The following is a 14,753-nucleotide window of genomic DNA, read 5'->3' as shown; positions in this document are numbered from 1 at the left end:
GGCGTGAGCACACCGCCGCGCGGGCACTCTCTTGTTGCCGTCGCGCCGTACCGCCGGTAACGGCACGCCGTCACCCTGCGTGTTCTCCGCGCACCGAGCATTCCTGACAAGCCGTCAGCTCTGTAGCCTGACTACTCAGTAATGTGACTGGGCGTCAGTTACCTGGTTATTGGCCAACGAGCAGGAGTGGCGGATACCCAATGCTTGGATCGACTCACGGCACCCTCACCACCAACTCCCGTCACGCCCGCGCCGTCGCCTGCGGGAGGCCCCCCGGCCCCGCCGTCCACGTCCACAGCAGCGCCTCGGCCCTCGACGACGCCGAGGACCTGGACGTCAGCGGCCGCCCGCTGCACGCCGACGTCCCCGATCTGGACCGCTTCTTCCGCCCCGAGGCGGTGGCCCTCATCGGCGCCTCCGACACCGAGGGCCGCCCGGGCACCGGCATCACCCGGCAGCTCCTCGCCTGGGCAGAGCGCGTCGGCGCCCGGCTGCACCCCGTGCACCCCTCCCGTACGGCCGTCTTCGGCCTCCCGTGCGTCCCGTCCGTCGCCGAGCTGCCCGAACCCGTCGACCTCGCCGTCCTCCTCGTCCGCGACCCCCTCCCGGTCATCGAGGAACTCGCCCAGATCAAGGTCAAGTTCGCCGTCGTCTTCGCCTCCGGCTTCGCCGAGACCGGCGACGAGGGCGCCGCCGCCCAGGCCCGGCTGACCGCCGCGGCCCGCCGCGCCGGGCTGCGGCTGCTCGGCCCCAACACCAACCTCAACGCCTTCGAGGAGTTCCGCGACGACCTCGAAGGGCCCGCCATCGCCCTCATCACCCAGTCAGGCCACCAGGGACGCCCCCTCTACACCCTCCAGGAACTGGGCATCCGGCTCAGCCACTGGGCCCCGACCGGCAACGAGGCCGACCTGGAGAGCGCCGACTTCCTCTCCTACTTCACGACCCGCCCCGAGGTCGGTGCCATCGCCCTGTACGCGGAAGGGCTCAAGGACGGCCGCGGCTTCCTCCTCGCCGCCGACCGGGCCGCCCGCGCCAAGGTGCCCGTCGTCGCCGTCAAGGTCGGCCGCACCGAGACCGGCGCCCGCACCGCCGCCTCCCACACCGGCCAACTGACCGGCGCGGACGAGGTCGTGGACGCGGCCATGCGCCAGTTCGGCGTGATCCGGGTGGACGGCCTCGACGAACTCCAGGACACGGCCGCCCTGCTCGCCCGCGCCCGGCCCCCGCGCGCCGAGGGCGTCGTCGTGTATTCGATCTCCGGGGGCACCGGCGCCCACGTCGCCGACCTCGCCACCGCGGCCGGACTTCCGATGCCCGCCCTCTCCGCCGAGAAGCAGGCCGAACTCCACCAGTGGATACCCGGCGACCTCTCCGTCGCCAACCCGGTCGACAACGGCGGCCACCCCGTGGGCGACTGGCGCGGCCCGAAGATCATCGACGCGATCCTCGCCGACCCGGCCGTGGGCGTCCTGATCTGTCCCATCACCGGCCCCTTCCCGCCGATGAGCGACAAGCTCGCACGCGACCTCGTCGACGCCGCGGAACGCACCGACAAACTCGTCTGCGTCGTGTGGGGCTCGCCCGTCGGCACCGAGGACGCCTACCGCACCACCCTCCTCGGCTCCTCCCGCGTCGCCACCTTCCGCACCGTCGGCAACTGCCTCACCGCCGTCCGCGCCTATCTGGGCCACCACCGCTTCACCGCCTCCTACCGCTCCCCCTTCGACGACGCCCCGCGCACCCCCTCCCCGTCGATGCGCAAGGCGAGCGGACTGCTGCGCCCCGGCCAGCGCCTGAGCGAACACGCCGCCAAGCAGCTGCTGCGCGCCTACGGCATCCGGGTGCCGCGCGAGCAGCTCGTCACCAGCGCCGCCGCGGCCGTCCGCGCCGCCGGGCTGGTCGGCTACCCCGTCGTCATGAAGGCGTCCGCGCCCCAGCTCGCCCACAAGACCGAACTCGGCCTGGTCCGCCTCGGCCTCACCTCCGCCAGCCAGGTCCGCGACACCTACCGCGAACTCACCGACATCGCCCGCTACGAAGGCGTCGAGCTGGACGGCGTCCTGGTGTGCCAGATGGTCGAGCGCGGCGTCGAGATGGTCGTCGGCGTCACCCACGACAGCCTCTTCGGGCCCACCGTGACCGTCGGCCTCGGCGGCGTGCTCGTCGAGGTGCTGCGCGACACCGCCGTCCGCGTCCCCCCGTTCGGCGAGGACCAGGCCCGCGCCATGCTCGGCGAACTGCGCGGCCACGCCCTCCTCGACGGCGTACGCGGCGCGCCCCCGTCCGACGTGGACGCCCTGGTCGAAGTCGTCCTGCGCGTGCAGCGCATGGCCCTGGAACTCGGCGACCAGCTCGCCGAACTCGACGTCAACCCCCTGATGGTGCTGCCCCGCGGCCAGGGCGCGGTGGCCCTCGACGCGCTGGCGATCTGCCGCTGAGCGCACCCCTCGCGCACGGCCGAGCCGCCGACGCCGCGCCCACAGACCGAGGAGCCTGAGGAGCCTTCCCATGACGTCTCCCTCCCCCGAAGAAGTGCTCGATTCCGTTGTACGGCACGCCACTGACAACGGGGTCGTCTGGATCACCCTCGACCGGCCATCCGCGCTCAACGCCCTCACCCCTGACCAGCGGGAACGCCTGATTTTCCGGCTCGATCAGGCCTCCGCCGACCCGGCCGCGCGGGCCGTCGTGCTCACCGCCACCGGCAAGGGCTTCTGCGCGGGTGCCGATCTGCGCGGCACCCCCAGCGCCCCGGCCGAGCGGATCGCTGGCGATGTCGCCCGGCTGATCCGCGGCGGAGCGCAGCGGCTCATCAGCGCCGTACTCGACTGCGAGAAGCCCGTCATCGCCGCCGTCAACGGCACCGCCGCCGGGCTCGGCGCCCATCTCGCGCTCGCCTGTGATCTGGTCCTGGCCGCCGAATCGGCCACCTTCACCGAGGTCTTCGTACGCCGCGGACTCGTCCCGGACGGCGGCGGCGCCTACCTCCTCCCCCGGCTGATCGGCCCGCAGCGGGCGAAGGAACTGCTGTTCTTCGGCGACGCGCTGCCCGCCGCCGAGGCGCGGCGGCTGGGGCTGGTCAACCGCGTCGTACCGGACGGCGAACTCGCGAAGACCGCCCGCGCCTGGGCCGAACGCCTGGCCGCTGGCCCCACCCGCGCCCTCGCCGCCACCAAGGCGCTGGTCAACGCCTCGCTGGAGTCCGGCCGGGCGGCCGCCTTCGCCGCCGAGGCCGCCGCGCAGGAGACCAACATGACCACGGCCGACGCGAACGAGGGCGTCCGTGCCTTCGTCGAACGCCGCTCCCCGGTCTACCGGGGCCGCTGAACACACCACACCACCACGAACAGGAGAGATGCGGAACCATGATGGGACACGCCGCAATGGCCGCCACCGCCGTCCGCTATCTGCGCTCGGCGGGCTCGCCCACCACCGCCGGGCCACCGCCTCCGCCCAGCGCGCGCCGCGCGCTGCACGCCGTACAGGAGGATGAGCGCCCGCCCCTGTCCCCGGCGGAATTCCGCCGGGTGCTGGGCCACTTCGCGAGCGGCGTCACCGTGATCGCGACCACCGACGAGGCGGGCCCGACCGGCTTCGCCTGCCAGTCGTTCACCTCGCTGTCCCTCGACCCGCCGCTGATCGCCTTCATGGTGGCCCGTACGTCCACGACCTGGCCTCGCATCGCCCGCAGCGGCGTCTTCTGCGTCAGCGTCCTCGGCGCGGCCCAGGCCGGGCTGTGCCGGTCCTTCGCGGTCAGCTCGGCCGACCGCCCGGACAAGTTCGCCGGTGTCCCCTATACCGCGTGCCCGGTGACCGGTTCGCCCCGCCTCACGGGCGCCCCCGCCTGGATCGACTGCACCGTCCACACGGTCCACACCGGCGGCGACCATCTGGTGGTGGTGGGCCGGGTGTGCGCCCTGGACACCGACGAGCGGGCGGCGGCCGACGGCCCCCTGCTCTTCCACCGGGGCGCGTTCACAGGGCTGGCGCCGGGTCTTTAGCGTCACCCCGCCGGATCATCAGCGCCATCAGCGCCGCCACCGCGCACAGTCCGCCCGCCCCGATCCAGACCAGGTCGTACGACCCGAAGGCGTCTCGCGCCAGGCCCCCGACGAACGCCACGAGCCCCGCGCCCACCTGGTGCGACGCCAGCACCCACCCGAACACGATGGCGCTGTCCTCCCCGTACCACTCCCGGCACAGCGCGATCGTCGGCGGCACCGTGGCGACCCAGTCGAGCCCGTAGAAGACGATGAAGAAGATCATCGGCGGGTGCACCGCGTCATCCAGCAGCAGCGGCAGGACCATCAGGGACAGCCCCCGCAGCGCGTAGTACACGGCCAGCAGCCGCCGCGCGTCGAAGCGGTCGGTGAACCAGCCGGAGGCGACCGTCCCGACGATGTCGAAGACGCCGATCACCGCGAGCAGGCCCGCGGCCGCCGTCACCGCCATGCCGTGGTCGTGCGCGGCGGGTACGAAATGGGTCTTGACCAGGCCGTTCGTCGAGGCGCCGCAGACCGCGAACGTCCCCGCGAGCAGCCAGAACGTACCGGTCCTGGAGGCCGAGACGAGGGCCGTCACCGCGCGCCGGGCGGCACCGCGGCGCGGGGCGGGCCGGGGCGCGGGCGGGCCGTCGGCCCCGTACGCGGCGAGCCCCACATCGGACGGGTAGTCGCGCAGGAGCAGCCATACGCAGGGCACGATGGCGAGCGCGGCGAGCGTGACGGTCATGGCGGCGGGGCGCCAGTCGTGCTGCCGCTCCATGATCCAGGAGAGCAGCGGCAGGAAGACGAGCTGGCCGGACGCCCCGCCCGCGGTGAGGATGCCGGTGACCAGGCCGCGCCGGGCGGTGAACCACCGGTTGGTGACGGTAGCGGCGAAGGCGAGCGCCATGGACCCGCTGCCGAGGCCGACGAGCACGCCCCAGCACAGGATGAGCTGCCAGGGGGCGGTCATGAAGACCGTGAGACCGCCGCCGACGGCGATGACCATCAGCGCGGCGACGACGACCTTGCGGACGCCGAAACGGTCCATCAGGGCGGCGGCGAACGGAGCGGTGAGCCCGTAGAGCGCGAGGTTGACGGAGACGGCGAACCCGATGGTGCCGCGCGACCAGCCGAACTCCTCATGGAGGGGGTCGATCAGCAGTCCGGGCAGGGAGGCGAATCCGCCCGCCGCGACGATCGTCACGAAGGTGACGGCGGCGACCAGCCAGGCCCGGTGCGGACGGCGTCGGCGGGCCCGCGGCTGCTCGTCCTGTCCGGGGGCCTGCTGCCCGGGGGCCTGGGAACGTCTGGTTGTCTGCGTCACCTGACCAGCATCGGGTGGCGGCTTTCCGCGAACGAGTGGCCCGTGGGACAGCGTTCGCTAGGATCGGGCCACACCGCTGCGACGGGAGGCCGGACCCATGACCCAGCCCGGGATGACCGAAAAGCTCCACCGCGTCGTCGTGCTCGCCCTGCCCGGCGTGATCCCCTTCGAACTGGGCATCCCCTACCGGATCTTCGGCAAGGCCCGCTCCGCCGCCGGACGGCCGTTGTACGAGGTGACGATCTGCACCCCTGAACCCGGTCCGCTGGCCACCGACGCCGACTTCCCGATCGTGGTCGAGCGGGGCCCGGAGGCCCTGGCCGAGGCGGACACCATCGTGGTGCCCGCCTCGTACGCACTCGGGCCGGTGCGGGACGAGGGCAGGCTGACCGCACCGCTCGCCGCCACCCTCGCCCACGCCCGCCCCGGCGTCCGCTGGGTGTCCATCTGCACCGGCTCGTACGTACTCGCCGCCGCCGGACTGCTCGACGGCCGCCCCGCCACCACCCACTGGTCCTCCACCGACCACTTCCGGCGGCTCTTTCCGGCCATCATGGTCGACCCGGACGTGCTGTTCGTCGACGACGGCGACGTCCTCACCTCCGCCGGGGTCGCCTCGGGCATCGACCTGTGTCTGCACCTCGTACGGCGCGACCACGGCACCGCCGTCGCCAACGAGGTCGCCCGGAACAGCCTGGTGCCGCCGCACCGCGACGGCGGCCAGGCCCAGTACATCCGGCGCCCGGTGCCCGCGCCGCAGCAGGCCACCACGACCGGGGCCCGCGCCTGGGCCCTGGGCCGCCTCGACCGTCCCCTCACCCTGCGCGACCTGGCCGCGCAGGAGTCGATGAGCGTCCGTACCTTCACCCGCCGCTTCCGCGAGGAGGTCGGCGTCAGCCCCGGCCAGTGGCTGACCCAGCAGCGGGTGGAGCGGGCCCGGCATCTGCTGGAGGACACGGACCTGTCGGTGGACCAGGTCGCGCGGGACGCGGGCTTCGGCACGCCCGCGTCGATGCGGCAGCATCTGCAGACCGCGCTCGGAGTCTCCCCCACCGCCTACCGGCGCACCTTCCGGGCCTCCGCCTCTGCTTCCACCTCTGCCTCCGGCTCCTCCTCCGGCTCCGGCTCCGCCTCGGGTGACGGGCCCGTTCAGAAGGTGAGCACGGCCCGCGCCACCCGCCCACCGCGCGCGTCGTCCACGGCCTGGGGGAAGTCCTCCACCGGGTAGACGCGGGTGACGAGTTCGTCCAGCAGCAGCTTGCCCTGCTGGTACAGCTCCGCGTACAGGGCGATGTCGCGCTGCGGACGGGAGGATCCGTAGCGGCAGCCCAGGATGGACTTGTCCAGATAGAGGGTGGAGACCCGGAAGGCCGCTTCGGCGTCCGCGGGCGGGACCCCGAGCAGCACCGCCTGGCCGTGCCGGTCGAGGAGGTCGACGGCCTGCCGGATGAGCCGGGTGGAGCCGACGCATTCGAAGGCGTGGTCGGCGCCGGTGGGCAGGATCTCCCGTACGGCGTCGGGGTCACCGGCGAAGTGGGTGGCGCCGAAGCGCCGGGCCAGCGGCTCCTTGGCCGGGTTGTTGTCGACGGCGACGATCGTGGTCGCCCCGGCGATCCGGGCCCCCTGGAGGACGTTGAGGCCGATGCCGCCGGTGCCGATGACGACGACCGACTCGCCGCGGTCCACCCGGGCCCGGTTGAGGACGGCGCCGACGCCGGTGAGGACGCCGCAGCCGATGAGGGCGGCCGAGGTGAGCGGGATCCCGTCCGGGATCTTCACAGCCTGGACGGCCGTGACCACGGTGCGCTGCGCGAAGGCCGAGTTGGAGGCGAAGTTGAAGAGCCGCTCGCCCCCTTCGCGGCGGAAGGGGCGGCCCGGTCTGCCGATCGCGGCGCGGCACATGGTGGGACGGCCGCGGTCGCAGTCGGCGCAGGTACCGCAGTTGGCGAGGGTGGAGAGGGCGACGTGATCGCCGGGGGCGACATGGGTGACGCCGGGGCCGACCGCCTCGACCACGCCCGCGCCCTCGTGGCCGAGCACCACCGGCACGGGAAACGGAATGGTGCCGTCGATGACGGACAGATCGCTGTGGCACAGCCCCGCGGCGGCCACGGCCACCAGCACCTCGCCCGGCCCCGGGTCGCGTACCTCCAGGTCATCGACCACCCGTGGCCCCCCGCCGTCGAACACGACACCTCTCATGCCGCCCTCCCCCTCTCCCTCATCTCTGGGACCTTGGTCAGGAGGCCCAGACCACCGACTGGAGTTCGCTGTACGCGTGCAGTCCGAACGAGCCGCCGTCGCGGCCGACTCCGCTGTGCTTGAAACCGCCGAACGGCGTCTCGGGGTGGCGCTGAACCGTGTTGATGCCGACGTTTCCGCTGCGCAGCCGGGATGCCAGCGCCCAGGCGCGGCCCGCGTCGGTGCTGAAGACGTAGTCGTAGAGGCCGTACGAGGTGCCGTTGGCGATCCGCACCGCCTCCTCCTCATCGTCGAAGGGCAGGGCGACGACGACGGGCCCGAACAGCTCCTCGCGGGCCACGGTCATGCCGGGGTCGGCGTCGGCGACGAGGGTCGGCGCGACGTAGAACCCGGGCTTGACAGCCGGGCGTTCACCGCCGGTCACGATACGGGCGCCCTGCTCACGGGCCCCGGCGAGGTACGCCTCGACCCGGTCGCGCTGCGCCGCGGAGATCAACGGGCCCACGACCGTGGAGTTATCCACAGGGTCCCCCACGGTCAGTGACTTTGCGTAATCTGTGAGTGCGGCGACCACCCGCTCGTACAGCGATCGATGTACGAGCACCCGAGTCGGCGCCGTGCAGATCTGCCCGCTGTGGAAGGAGAAGGTCGAACCGACCGCCCCGACCGCCGACGCGATCACTCGCTTGTCGGCGTCCCCAAGGACGATGGCCGCACCCTTGCCCCCCAGTTCCATCAGGGTGCGCTTCATCGAGTGGCCTGCGGATTCGGCGATCTTCTTCCCCACGGCGGTGGATCCGGTGAAGCTGACCATGTCGACACCGGGGTGCGCTACCAGCGCCTCGCCGACGGCCGCGCGCGAGCCGGTGACGACATTGAAGACACCGTCCGGAAGACCGGCCTCGGCCAGCAGCGGGCCGAGTTCGAGACAGGCCAGCGGGTCCTGCGGGGCCGGTTTGGCGACGACCGTATTGCCCATGGCGAGCGCCGGGGCGACCTTGCCCGCGAGATTGGCGAGGGGAAAGTTGTAGGAGGTGATGCAGGCGACGACACCCACCGGACGGCGGACCGCCGCCGCGCCGATCAGCCCGCCGGGCGCCAGCGGGCTGGCGGCGACCGGCAGCGGGGCGAGCGGGACGGTGTCCGGTTCCATGGCGCCGCGCGCGTATCGGCGGAAGCGGTCGGCCGCGGGGGGCACTTGGAGGGCCGCGGTGACCCGCAGCGTCGCGCCCGTCTCCGCCTGGACGAGGGGCACCAGGTCGGGGGCGCGCTCGACGAGCAGGTCGGCCGCGCGGTCGAGTACGGCGGCGCGCTCCCGGGGGGCGGTGCGCGACCAGCCGTCGTACGCGGCCCGCGCGGCCCGCACCGCGGCGTCGGCGTCGGCCTCGTCGGCCTCGGGCGCCCGGCCGACGGTTTCCTCGGTGGCCGGGTTGACGACCGCGTAGTGCCCGGCCCCGGGCGCCCGCCAGGACCCGCCGATCCAGTGCCCGCGCGTTGTCCGCTCGTACGACTTCATCGGGGCTCCCTCGGGAGGTGGAGTACGCGCTCGGCGATGATGTTGCGCTGGATCTCGTCCGAGCCGCCGTAGATGGTGTCGGCGCGGGAGAAGAGGAAGAGCCGCTGCGCGGTGTCGAGTTCATACGGCCGCCCCTCGGTCCAGCGCACCGGTCCGAGCGCGGCCGCGGTGCCCCGCACCCGCACGGCCAGCTCGCCCAGCCGCCGGTGCCAGCCGCCCCACAGCAGCTTGGCCACACTGGGCACCCCCGCGTCGTGCGACGCGGGCCGCTGGGGCGCGGATCGATGGGGCGCGGGGTGATGGGAGGCGGAGGAGGAGGTGGGAGGGGTGGGGGTGGGGCCCCCGGGGGCGGGATTCCGGGCGGCGCCCAGCGTGCGCAGGGCGTTCCAGCGCATGACCTTCAGCTCGGCCCACTGCTGGATCAGCTGGTCGCGCAGGGCGGGTTCGCGGGCGGCGCCGGTGTCCAGGGCCTGCCGTATGACGCGGTCGAGTTCCTGGGCGAAGCCGATCTGCTGGACCAGGGTGGAGACTCCGCGTTCCACGGCGAGCAGGCTCATGGCCACGCTCCAGCCCTGGCCCGGGCCGCCGACGACGTGGTCGGGGTGGGCGAGGGCGCCGTCGAAGAACACCTCGTTGAACTCCGCTGTGCCGGTGAGCTGCCGGATCGGCCGGACCTCGATGCGTCCTGGCTGGTCCATCGGCACCAGCAGGAAGGAGAGGCCGTGGTGGCGTTGTGATCCCTCTTCCGTGCGGGCCAGGACGAAGCACCAGTCGGCTTCGCGGGCGTGGGAGGTCCAGATCTTCTGGCCGGTGACGCGGTAGGTTCCGTCGCCCGGGTCGCGGACCGCGCGGGTGCGCAGTCCGGCGAGGTCGGAGCCCGCGTCGGGTTCGCTGTAGCCCTGGCACCACAGTTCCTCGCCGCGGGCGATGGGGGGCAGGAAGCGGGCGCGCTGGGCGGGGTCGCCGTGGGCGAGCAGGGTGGGGGCGAGCAGGTTCTCGCCGATGTGCCCGAGCCGGGCGGGGGCTGCGGCGCGGGCGTATTCCTCGGCCCAGACGACCTGTTGGGTCAGGGTGGCGGCCCGGTTTCCGTAGGTCCCGTGGGTCCGGTCCCAGCCGAGCCCGATCCAGCCGCCGCCGCCCAGTTCGCGTTCCCAGGCGCGCTGCGCGGTGGCGGTGGCGGTGGCGGGGTCGTCGGCGTCGCCGGCCGCCGCGTTCGCGGGTGCGGTGAAGCGGCCGGTCAGATGGGCGTCGAGCCAGGCGCGGGCCTCGTCGCGGAAATGTTCGTCCCCGGGCCCGAAGGCGAAGTCCACGGCCTCTCCCCTTCCTCACATCGCACGGTGGGCGCGTGGGTCACGCGTTGGGGCGCTGGTCGGCCGCGGCGGCCTGGGCCATGGCTTCGAGCTGGGCCAGCAGCGGCATGGGGTCGGTGCCGACCGTGCCGGGCAGGAAGTCGGCGATCTTGTCCGGGGTCCAGGCGCCCTCGGCGTATCCGGCGCGCAGTTCCCTCGGCTGGGCCCAGACCGCGATCTTGGGGCCCGCGATCGTATAGACCTGTCCGGTGATCCGTTCCGCGCGGGCCCGTTCGCTCAGCAGGTAGACGACCAGGGCCGCGACGTCCTCCGGTTCGCCGATCTCCTTCAGTTCCATCGGCACATTGGCGGACATGCGGGTACGGGCGACCGGGGCGACACAGTTGGCGGTGACGCCGTATTTGTGCAGGCCGAGGGCCGCGCTGCGGACGAGCGAGATGATGCCGCCCTTGGCCGAGGCGTAGTTGGCCTGCGCGACGCTGCCCTGGTGGTTGCCGCTGGTGAAGCCGATCAGGGTGCCGGAGCGCTGCCGCCGCATCACCGCGGACGCGGCGCGGAAGACGGTGAAGGTGCCCTTGAGGTGGGTGGCGACCACCGGGTCCCACTCCTCCTCGGTCATGTTGAAGAGCATCCGCTCGCGCAGGATTCCGGCCACGCACACCACACCGTCGAGCCGTCCGAACCGGTCGACGGCGGTGTCCACGATCCGCTGGCCACCGGCCATCGTGGAGACGTCGTCGGCGACCGCGACCGCCTCTCCGCCCGCAGCCGCGATCTCCTTGACCACCGCTTCGGCGATCTCGCTGGTGGGTTCGCCGCCTTCGATCGAGACGCCGTAGTCGTTGACGACGACCTTCGCGCCCTCGGCCGCGCAGGCGAGGGCCACGGCGCGTCCGATGCCGCGCCCGGCCCCGGTGACGGCGATCACCTTGGCGTCCAAGAAGTTGGCCACGTCGCGTCCCCTCCCACAGTTTCTGACGGACCGTTAGATTTTTGAGCAGACCCGCCACGAGTACAAGCCCTGGAACGGAACCGGCCGAGGGAACTGCCCGACGGAACCGACAGGCGGAACCGACCGAACGACACCACCGAAGGAGGCGTCATGCCGCTGCCGCCCGAGTTCCACGACATCGCCCAGCGCGTCAACAACTGGGGGCGCTGGGGCGCCGACGATGAGATCGGCACACTCAACCTGATCACCGACGCGGTGGTCCGGGACGCCGCCGCCGCGGTGCGCACCGGCCGCCGCGTCCCGCTCGCGGTTCCGCTACGGCAGGACGGCATCCAGACCGGGCTGATCCCCGGAAGGGTCAACCCGCTGCACACCATGGTCGCCGTGAACGCCGAGATGTTCGGCCCGGATACGGTCGCCACCAGCGATGACGCCGTGACGATGGGGCTGCAGGCCGGGACCCACTGGGACGGGCTGGCCCATGTCTCGCACTCCGGCAGGATCTACAACGGCCGCCCCGCCGCCTCCGTCACCGCCCATGGCCGCGCGGCCTTCAGCGGCATCCACACGGCGCGGCACATCGTCTCGCGGGGGGTGCTGCTCGATGTCGCGCGCGCCCGGGGAGCGGACCGGCTGCCCGAGGGGCACGCCGTCACCCCCGAAGACCTCGCCGCCGCCGAGGAACTGGCCCGGGTCGCGGTCCGGCCGGGCGACATCGCGCTCGTACGGACCGGGCAGATTCAGCGGTACCTCGCGGGCGAGCGGGAGGCGTACGCGTTTCCGTCGCCGGGTCTGTCGCTCCGCACGCCCGAGTGGTTCCACGCCCGTGACGTGGCCGCGGTCGCCAACGACACCCTCGTCTTCGAGATCTACCCACCGGAGATCGAGAACCTGTGGCTGCCCGTCCACGCCCTCGACCTGGTCGAGATGGGCATGCCGCAGGGCCAGAACTGGAACCTGGAGGAGCTGTCGGCGGCCTGCGCCGAGGAGGGGCGGTACGCCTTCCTGCTGTCGGCCACGCCCGAGCCGTTCACCGGCGGGACCGGCGCCCCGGTCGCGCCCGTGGCGATCCTCTGAGGTCAGGGGCGCGAGGGGACGGGCGGACGGGCGGGATCTATCGGGCGGCGGTGCGCTCATGCACACCCCGAGCACGGCATCGCGCACCGCCACCCGGCTCCGGCGCCACGAGCCCTGATCAGGCGCCGGGCCGCGACCCGCACTCGCCAAGGTCCGGGCCCGTGAACACATGGTTCACAGAGACCACACAGCCCTCGGCGTCCCCTCGCGACGAATCGCTCATCCTAGAGTGATCACTCGGCCACGTCACGTCAACACCTGGTCTGGACTTTGTGGGGTCCGACCCAGATGCGATGGCGCACGAGAGGTGCCATGCCCCGTCAGAAGAGGCTTTTCGCGCGCCCCGTGATCGTCGCGCTCGGCGCGCTCCGCGCCGTCCGCGCACTCTTCCCGCCGGTCGCGGTCGATTTCGCACCAGATGCGCTTGCCCGCGCCCTCCGGCTGCCAGCCCCAGCGGTCCGCGAGCCCGTCGACCAGCTCCAGCCCGCGGCCGTTGGTGGCCTCCTCGTCGGCCCGGCGCTGACGCGGTGCGCGGGCGCTGGCGTCCGCGACCTCGATCCGAACCGCGCCCAGCTCGGACCCCTTGCCCGTGGAAGGCTCCGCGGACCCGTCGCCGCCCTCGCCGCTCCCGCCAGCGCCACCCGTGCCGGTCTGCGCGGGAAAGCGCATGCGCAGCACGGCCGGACAGCCGGTGTGCACCACGGCGTTGGTGACGAGTTCGGAGATGAGCAGGATCAACGTCTCGGCGAGCGGCTCATCGGCCCCGATACCGGACCCGGCGAGCCGCGAACGCGCCCACCGACGGGCGCGACTCACCTCCGCGGGGTCGGGCCGGACCTCCATCTGCATCTGAAGCACCTGCACCGCTCACACCATCCGAACCGGCGGACACATCGCCTCATACCTCCAAGAGGTCCTCCAGGAGGTCACGGAACGTGACTCTCCCCCGGCTGCCGCCGGGAGGTACCCCCTTGCGAGAGAGCATGGTTGACGTACAGTCACCCCAACAAGCGCTTCGGTCATATTCCAGCGCCAAGGAGTATGCGTGGGGCATACTGTGCGACGCACGCCCCGAGGACTCGAACAGCGAGGCTTTACCGGAGCGAGCCCCGTGCGAGCGGGACACATCGGTGTGCCCGGAGTCGCCCCACGGGCCACGCCGGGTTCGCTGTACCCCAAAACCGCTCGCACCCAACGGAGAGTACCCGAGCCGGAGCCCGACTCCCCCCTGTGACGAGTCACGCCTAGGAAACAACCCGATATCAACGCTCGGTCACCTCAAAGCCTCCGGGGATCTCCCCCAGAGAATGCGACATCCCAACAATTCAGGCGTATCCATGGAGCCCGGTTACAAACCTGTTTCACCGGTCAACAGGAGTCCGGTGGCGAGTTCCTCCTCGGCCGCGGCGGCCGCCTGCCACTGACCGGCGCGCACCCAGGCCCGTTTGAGGTGCAGATGGACATCGGATTCCCAGGTGAAACCCATCCCACCGTGCACCTGAAGACAGTCACGGGCATTACGGACGGCCGCCTCGTCGGCGAGCAGTGTGGCGGCGGCGATGTCACCCGCCTCTTCTGTGACCGCGGCGGCGTACACCACACTTCTGGCTGATTCGGCGCGCACGAGCATCCGCGCGCACAGATGTTGTACGGCCTGGAAGGCGCCGATCGGGCGGCCGAACTGCGCGCGCGCCGTGGCGTGATCGACCGCCATCCGGACCGTACGGGAGGCGCTGCCGAGCTGTTGGGCGGCGGTCAGCAGGGCCGCCTCGCGGCGCAGCCGGGCGGCAACCCCACCGCCCGCGATGCCGCCCGTCCTCACGCCCGTCCCGTCCACCCCGCCCACCCCGTCCACCCCGTCCACCCGGTGCAGCGGTGTGGCCGGGTCCACGGAACGTATCGGCCGTGCCGCGTCCGCGAGCGCGGCCGCCGGGCGCACCCCGGCGTCCTCGCCGTTCAGCACCAGCACGGCGTCCGCCGAGGCCAGATGCTCCACCAACCGGCCCGCCGCGGCCTGAGGCCCGGCACCCAGGTCCAGCGCGGTGACCACGGCGGCCCCCTCCGCGGCGTCCGCGGCTCCCAGGCCCGCCGCGAGCTGGGTGGCGACCAGCGGCCCCGGGAGCAGCGCCCGACCCGCCTCCTCCATGGCCAGCACCGCCTCCGGCAGTCCGAGCCCCACCCCGCCCGCCGCCTCGGGCAGCCGCAGCGCGAAGAACCCGGCCGTGCCCAGTTCCCGCCACAGGGCGCGGTCCAGTGGCGCCGTATCCCCGGCGCCGTCCACCACCGCCCGTAACCGGGCGCGGGGGAAGCGCCGTTCCAGCAGTTCGCGCATCCCGTCCCGCAGCGCCCGCTGGTCGTCGTCAAGCTGGAAGTCCACGCTCCC

12 protein-coding genes are annotated in these 14,753 nt (G+C 72.8%); 5 read left to right on the top strand and 7 right to left on the bottom strand.

The window, feature by feature from the left end; genetic code table 11:
- Positions 1 to 200: 200 nt before the first annotated feature.
- The 3 genes from ACZ6CL_RS28600 to ACZ6CL_RS28590 all read left to right on the top strand — a co-directional run bounded on the left by ACZ6CL_RS28600 (position 201) and on the right by ACZ6CL_RS28590 (position 4,004).
- Positions 201 to 2,441: an acetate--CoA ligase family protein gene (locus ACZ6CL_RS28600; protein WP_468940521.1), complete on the top strand. Its 2,241-nt coding sequence runs from the start codon at positions 201 to 203 to the stop codon at positions 2,439 to 2,441.
- A 70-nt stretch (positions 2,442 to 2,511) separates the two neighbouring features.
- Positions 2,512 to 3,330 (top strand): enoyl-CoA hydratase/isomerase family protein, encoded by an 819-nt coding sequence (locus tag ACZ6CL_RS28595; protein WP_468940518.1) that lies wholly within the window; start codon positions 2,512 to 2,514, stop codon positions 3,328 to 3,330.
- Positions 3,331 to 3,386: 56 nt separating this feature from the next.
- A complete protein-coding gene (locus ACZ6CL_RS28590; RefSeq protein ID WP_468940515.1) occupies positions 3,387 to 4,004 on the top strand; it encodes a flavin reductase family protein in 618 nt (205 codons plus the stop codon).
- On the opposite strand, the gene ACZ6CL_RS28585 is transcribed toward ACZ6CL_RS28590, so the two are convergent.
- The gene (locus tag ACZ6CL_RS28585; protein WP_468940513.1) at positions 3,979 to 5,313 is read right to left on the bottom strand and encodes an MFS transporter; all 1,335 of its coding nucleotides are present in this window, start codon (positions 5,311 to 5,313) and stop codon (positions 3,979 to 3,981) included. The genes ACZ6CL_RS28590 and ACZ6CL_RS28585 overlap by 26 nt on opposite strands.
- A gap of 97 nt (positions 5,314 to 5,410) precedes the next feature.
- Between ACZ6CL_RS28585 and ACZ6CL_RS28580 the strand changes: the two genes are divergently transcribed.
- Positions 5,411 to 6,541: a GlxA family transcriptional regulator gene (locus ACZ6CL_RS28580; RefSeq protein ID WP_468940511.1), complete on the top strand. Its 1,131-nt coding sequence runs from the start codon at positions 5,411 to 5,413 to the stop codon at positions 6,539 to 6,541.
- On the opposite strand, the gene ACZ6CL_RS28575 is transcribed toward ACZ6CL_RS28580, so the two are convergent.
- Genes ACZ6CL_RS28575 through ACZ6CL_RS28560 form a run of 4 tightly spaced genes read right to left on the bottom strand, consistent with a single transcriptional unit; the run spans position 6,463 to position 11,293 of the window.
- Positions 6,463 to 7,515 (bottom strand): Zn-dependent alcohol dehydrogenase, encoded by a 1,053-nt coding sequence (locus ACZ6CL_RS28575; protein WP_468940508.1) that lies wholly within the window; start codon positions 7,513 to 7,515, stop codon positions 6,463 to 6,465. The two genes, ACZ6CL_RS28580 and ACZ6CL_RS28575, sit on opposite strands and share 79 nt — an antisense overlap.
- Before the next feature lie 37 nt (positions 7,516 to 7,552).
- Positions 7,553 to 9,031 (bottom strand): aldehyde dehydrogenase family protein, encoded by a 1,479-nt coding sequence (locus ACZ6CL_RS28570; protein ID WP_468940505.1) that lies wholly within the window; start codon positions 9,029 to 9,031, stop codon positions 7,553 to 7,555.
- The gene (locus ACZ6CL_RS28565; protein ID WP_468940503.1) at positions 9,028 to 10,341 is read right to left on the bottom strand and encodes an acyl-CoA dehydrogenase family protein; all 1,314 of its coding nucleotides are present in this window, start codon (positions 10,339 to 10,341) and stop codon (positions 9,028 to 9,030) included. Before ACZ6CL_RS28565 ends, ACZ6CL_RS28570 begins: the two co-directional genes overlap by 4 nt.
- Positions 10,342 to 10,381: 40 nt before the next feature.
- Positions 10,382 to 11,293 carry an SDR family oxidoreductase gene (locus ACZ6CL_RS28560; protein ID WP_468940502.1) on the bottom strand — a complete coding sequence of 304 codons (912 nt, stop codon included), beginning with the start codon at positions 11,291 to 11,293 and terminating at the stop codon, positions 10,382 to 10,384.
- 150 nt (positions 11,294 to 11,443) lie between these two features.
- Between ACZ6CL_RS28560 and ACZ6CL_RS28555 the strand changes: the two genes are divergently transcribed.
- Entirely contained in the window at positions 11,444 to 12,370 is a 927-nt protein-coding gene (locus tag ACZ6CL_RS28555) for a cyclase family protein (RefSeq protein WP_468940500.1), read from the top strand.
- A 246-nt stretch (positions 12,371 to 12,616) separates the two neighbouring features.
- On the opposite strand, the gene ACZ6CL_RS28550 is transcribed toward ACZ6CL_RS28555, so the two are convergent.
- A complete protein-coding gene (locus ACZ6CL_RS28550; protein WP_468940498.1) occupies positions 12,617 to 13,234 on the bottom strand; it encodes an ATP-binding protein in 618 nt (205 codons plus the stop codon).
- A gap of 484 nt (positions 13,235 to 13,718) precedes the next feature.
- Positions 13,719 to 14,747 (bottom strand): acyl-CoA dehydrogenase family protein, encoded by a 1,029-nt coding sequence (locus tag ACZ6CL_RS28545; RefSeq protein WP_468940496.1) that lies wholly within the window; start codon positions 14,745 to 14,747, stop codon positions 13,719 to 13,721.
- Between the last annotated feature and the right edge of the window lie 6 nt (positions 14,748 to 14,753).

The sequence above is a fragment of the Streptomyces sp. NPDC041200 genome (assembly GCF_055591805.1).
Note: the sequence above shows the minus strand (reverse complement) of the source record. Positions and strands in the feature narration are given on the sequence as shown.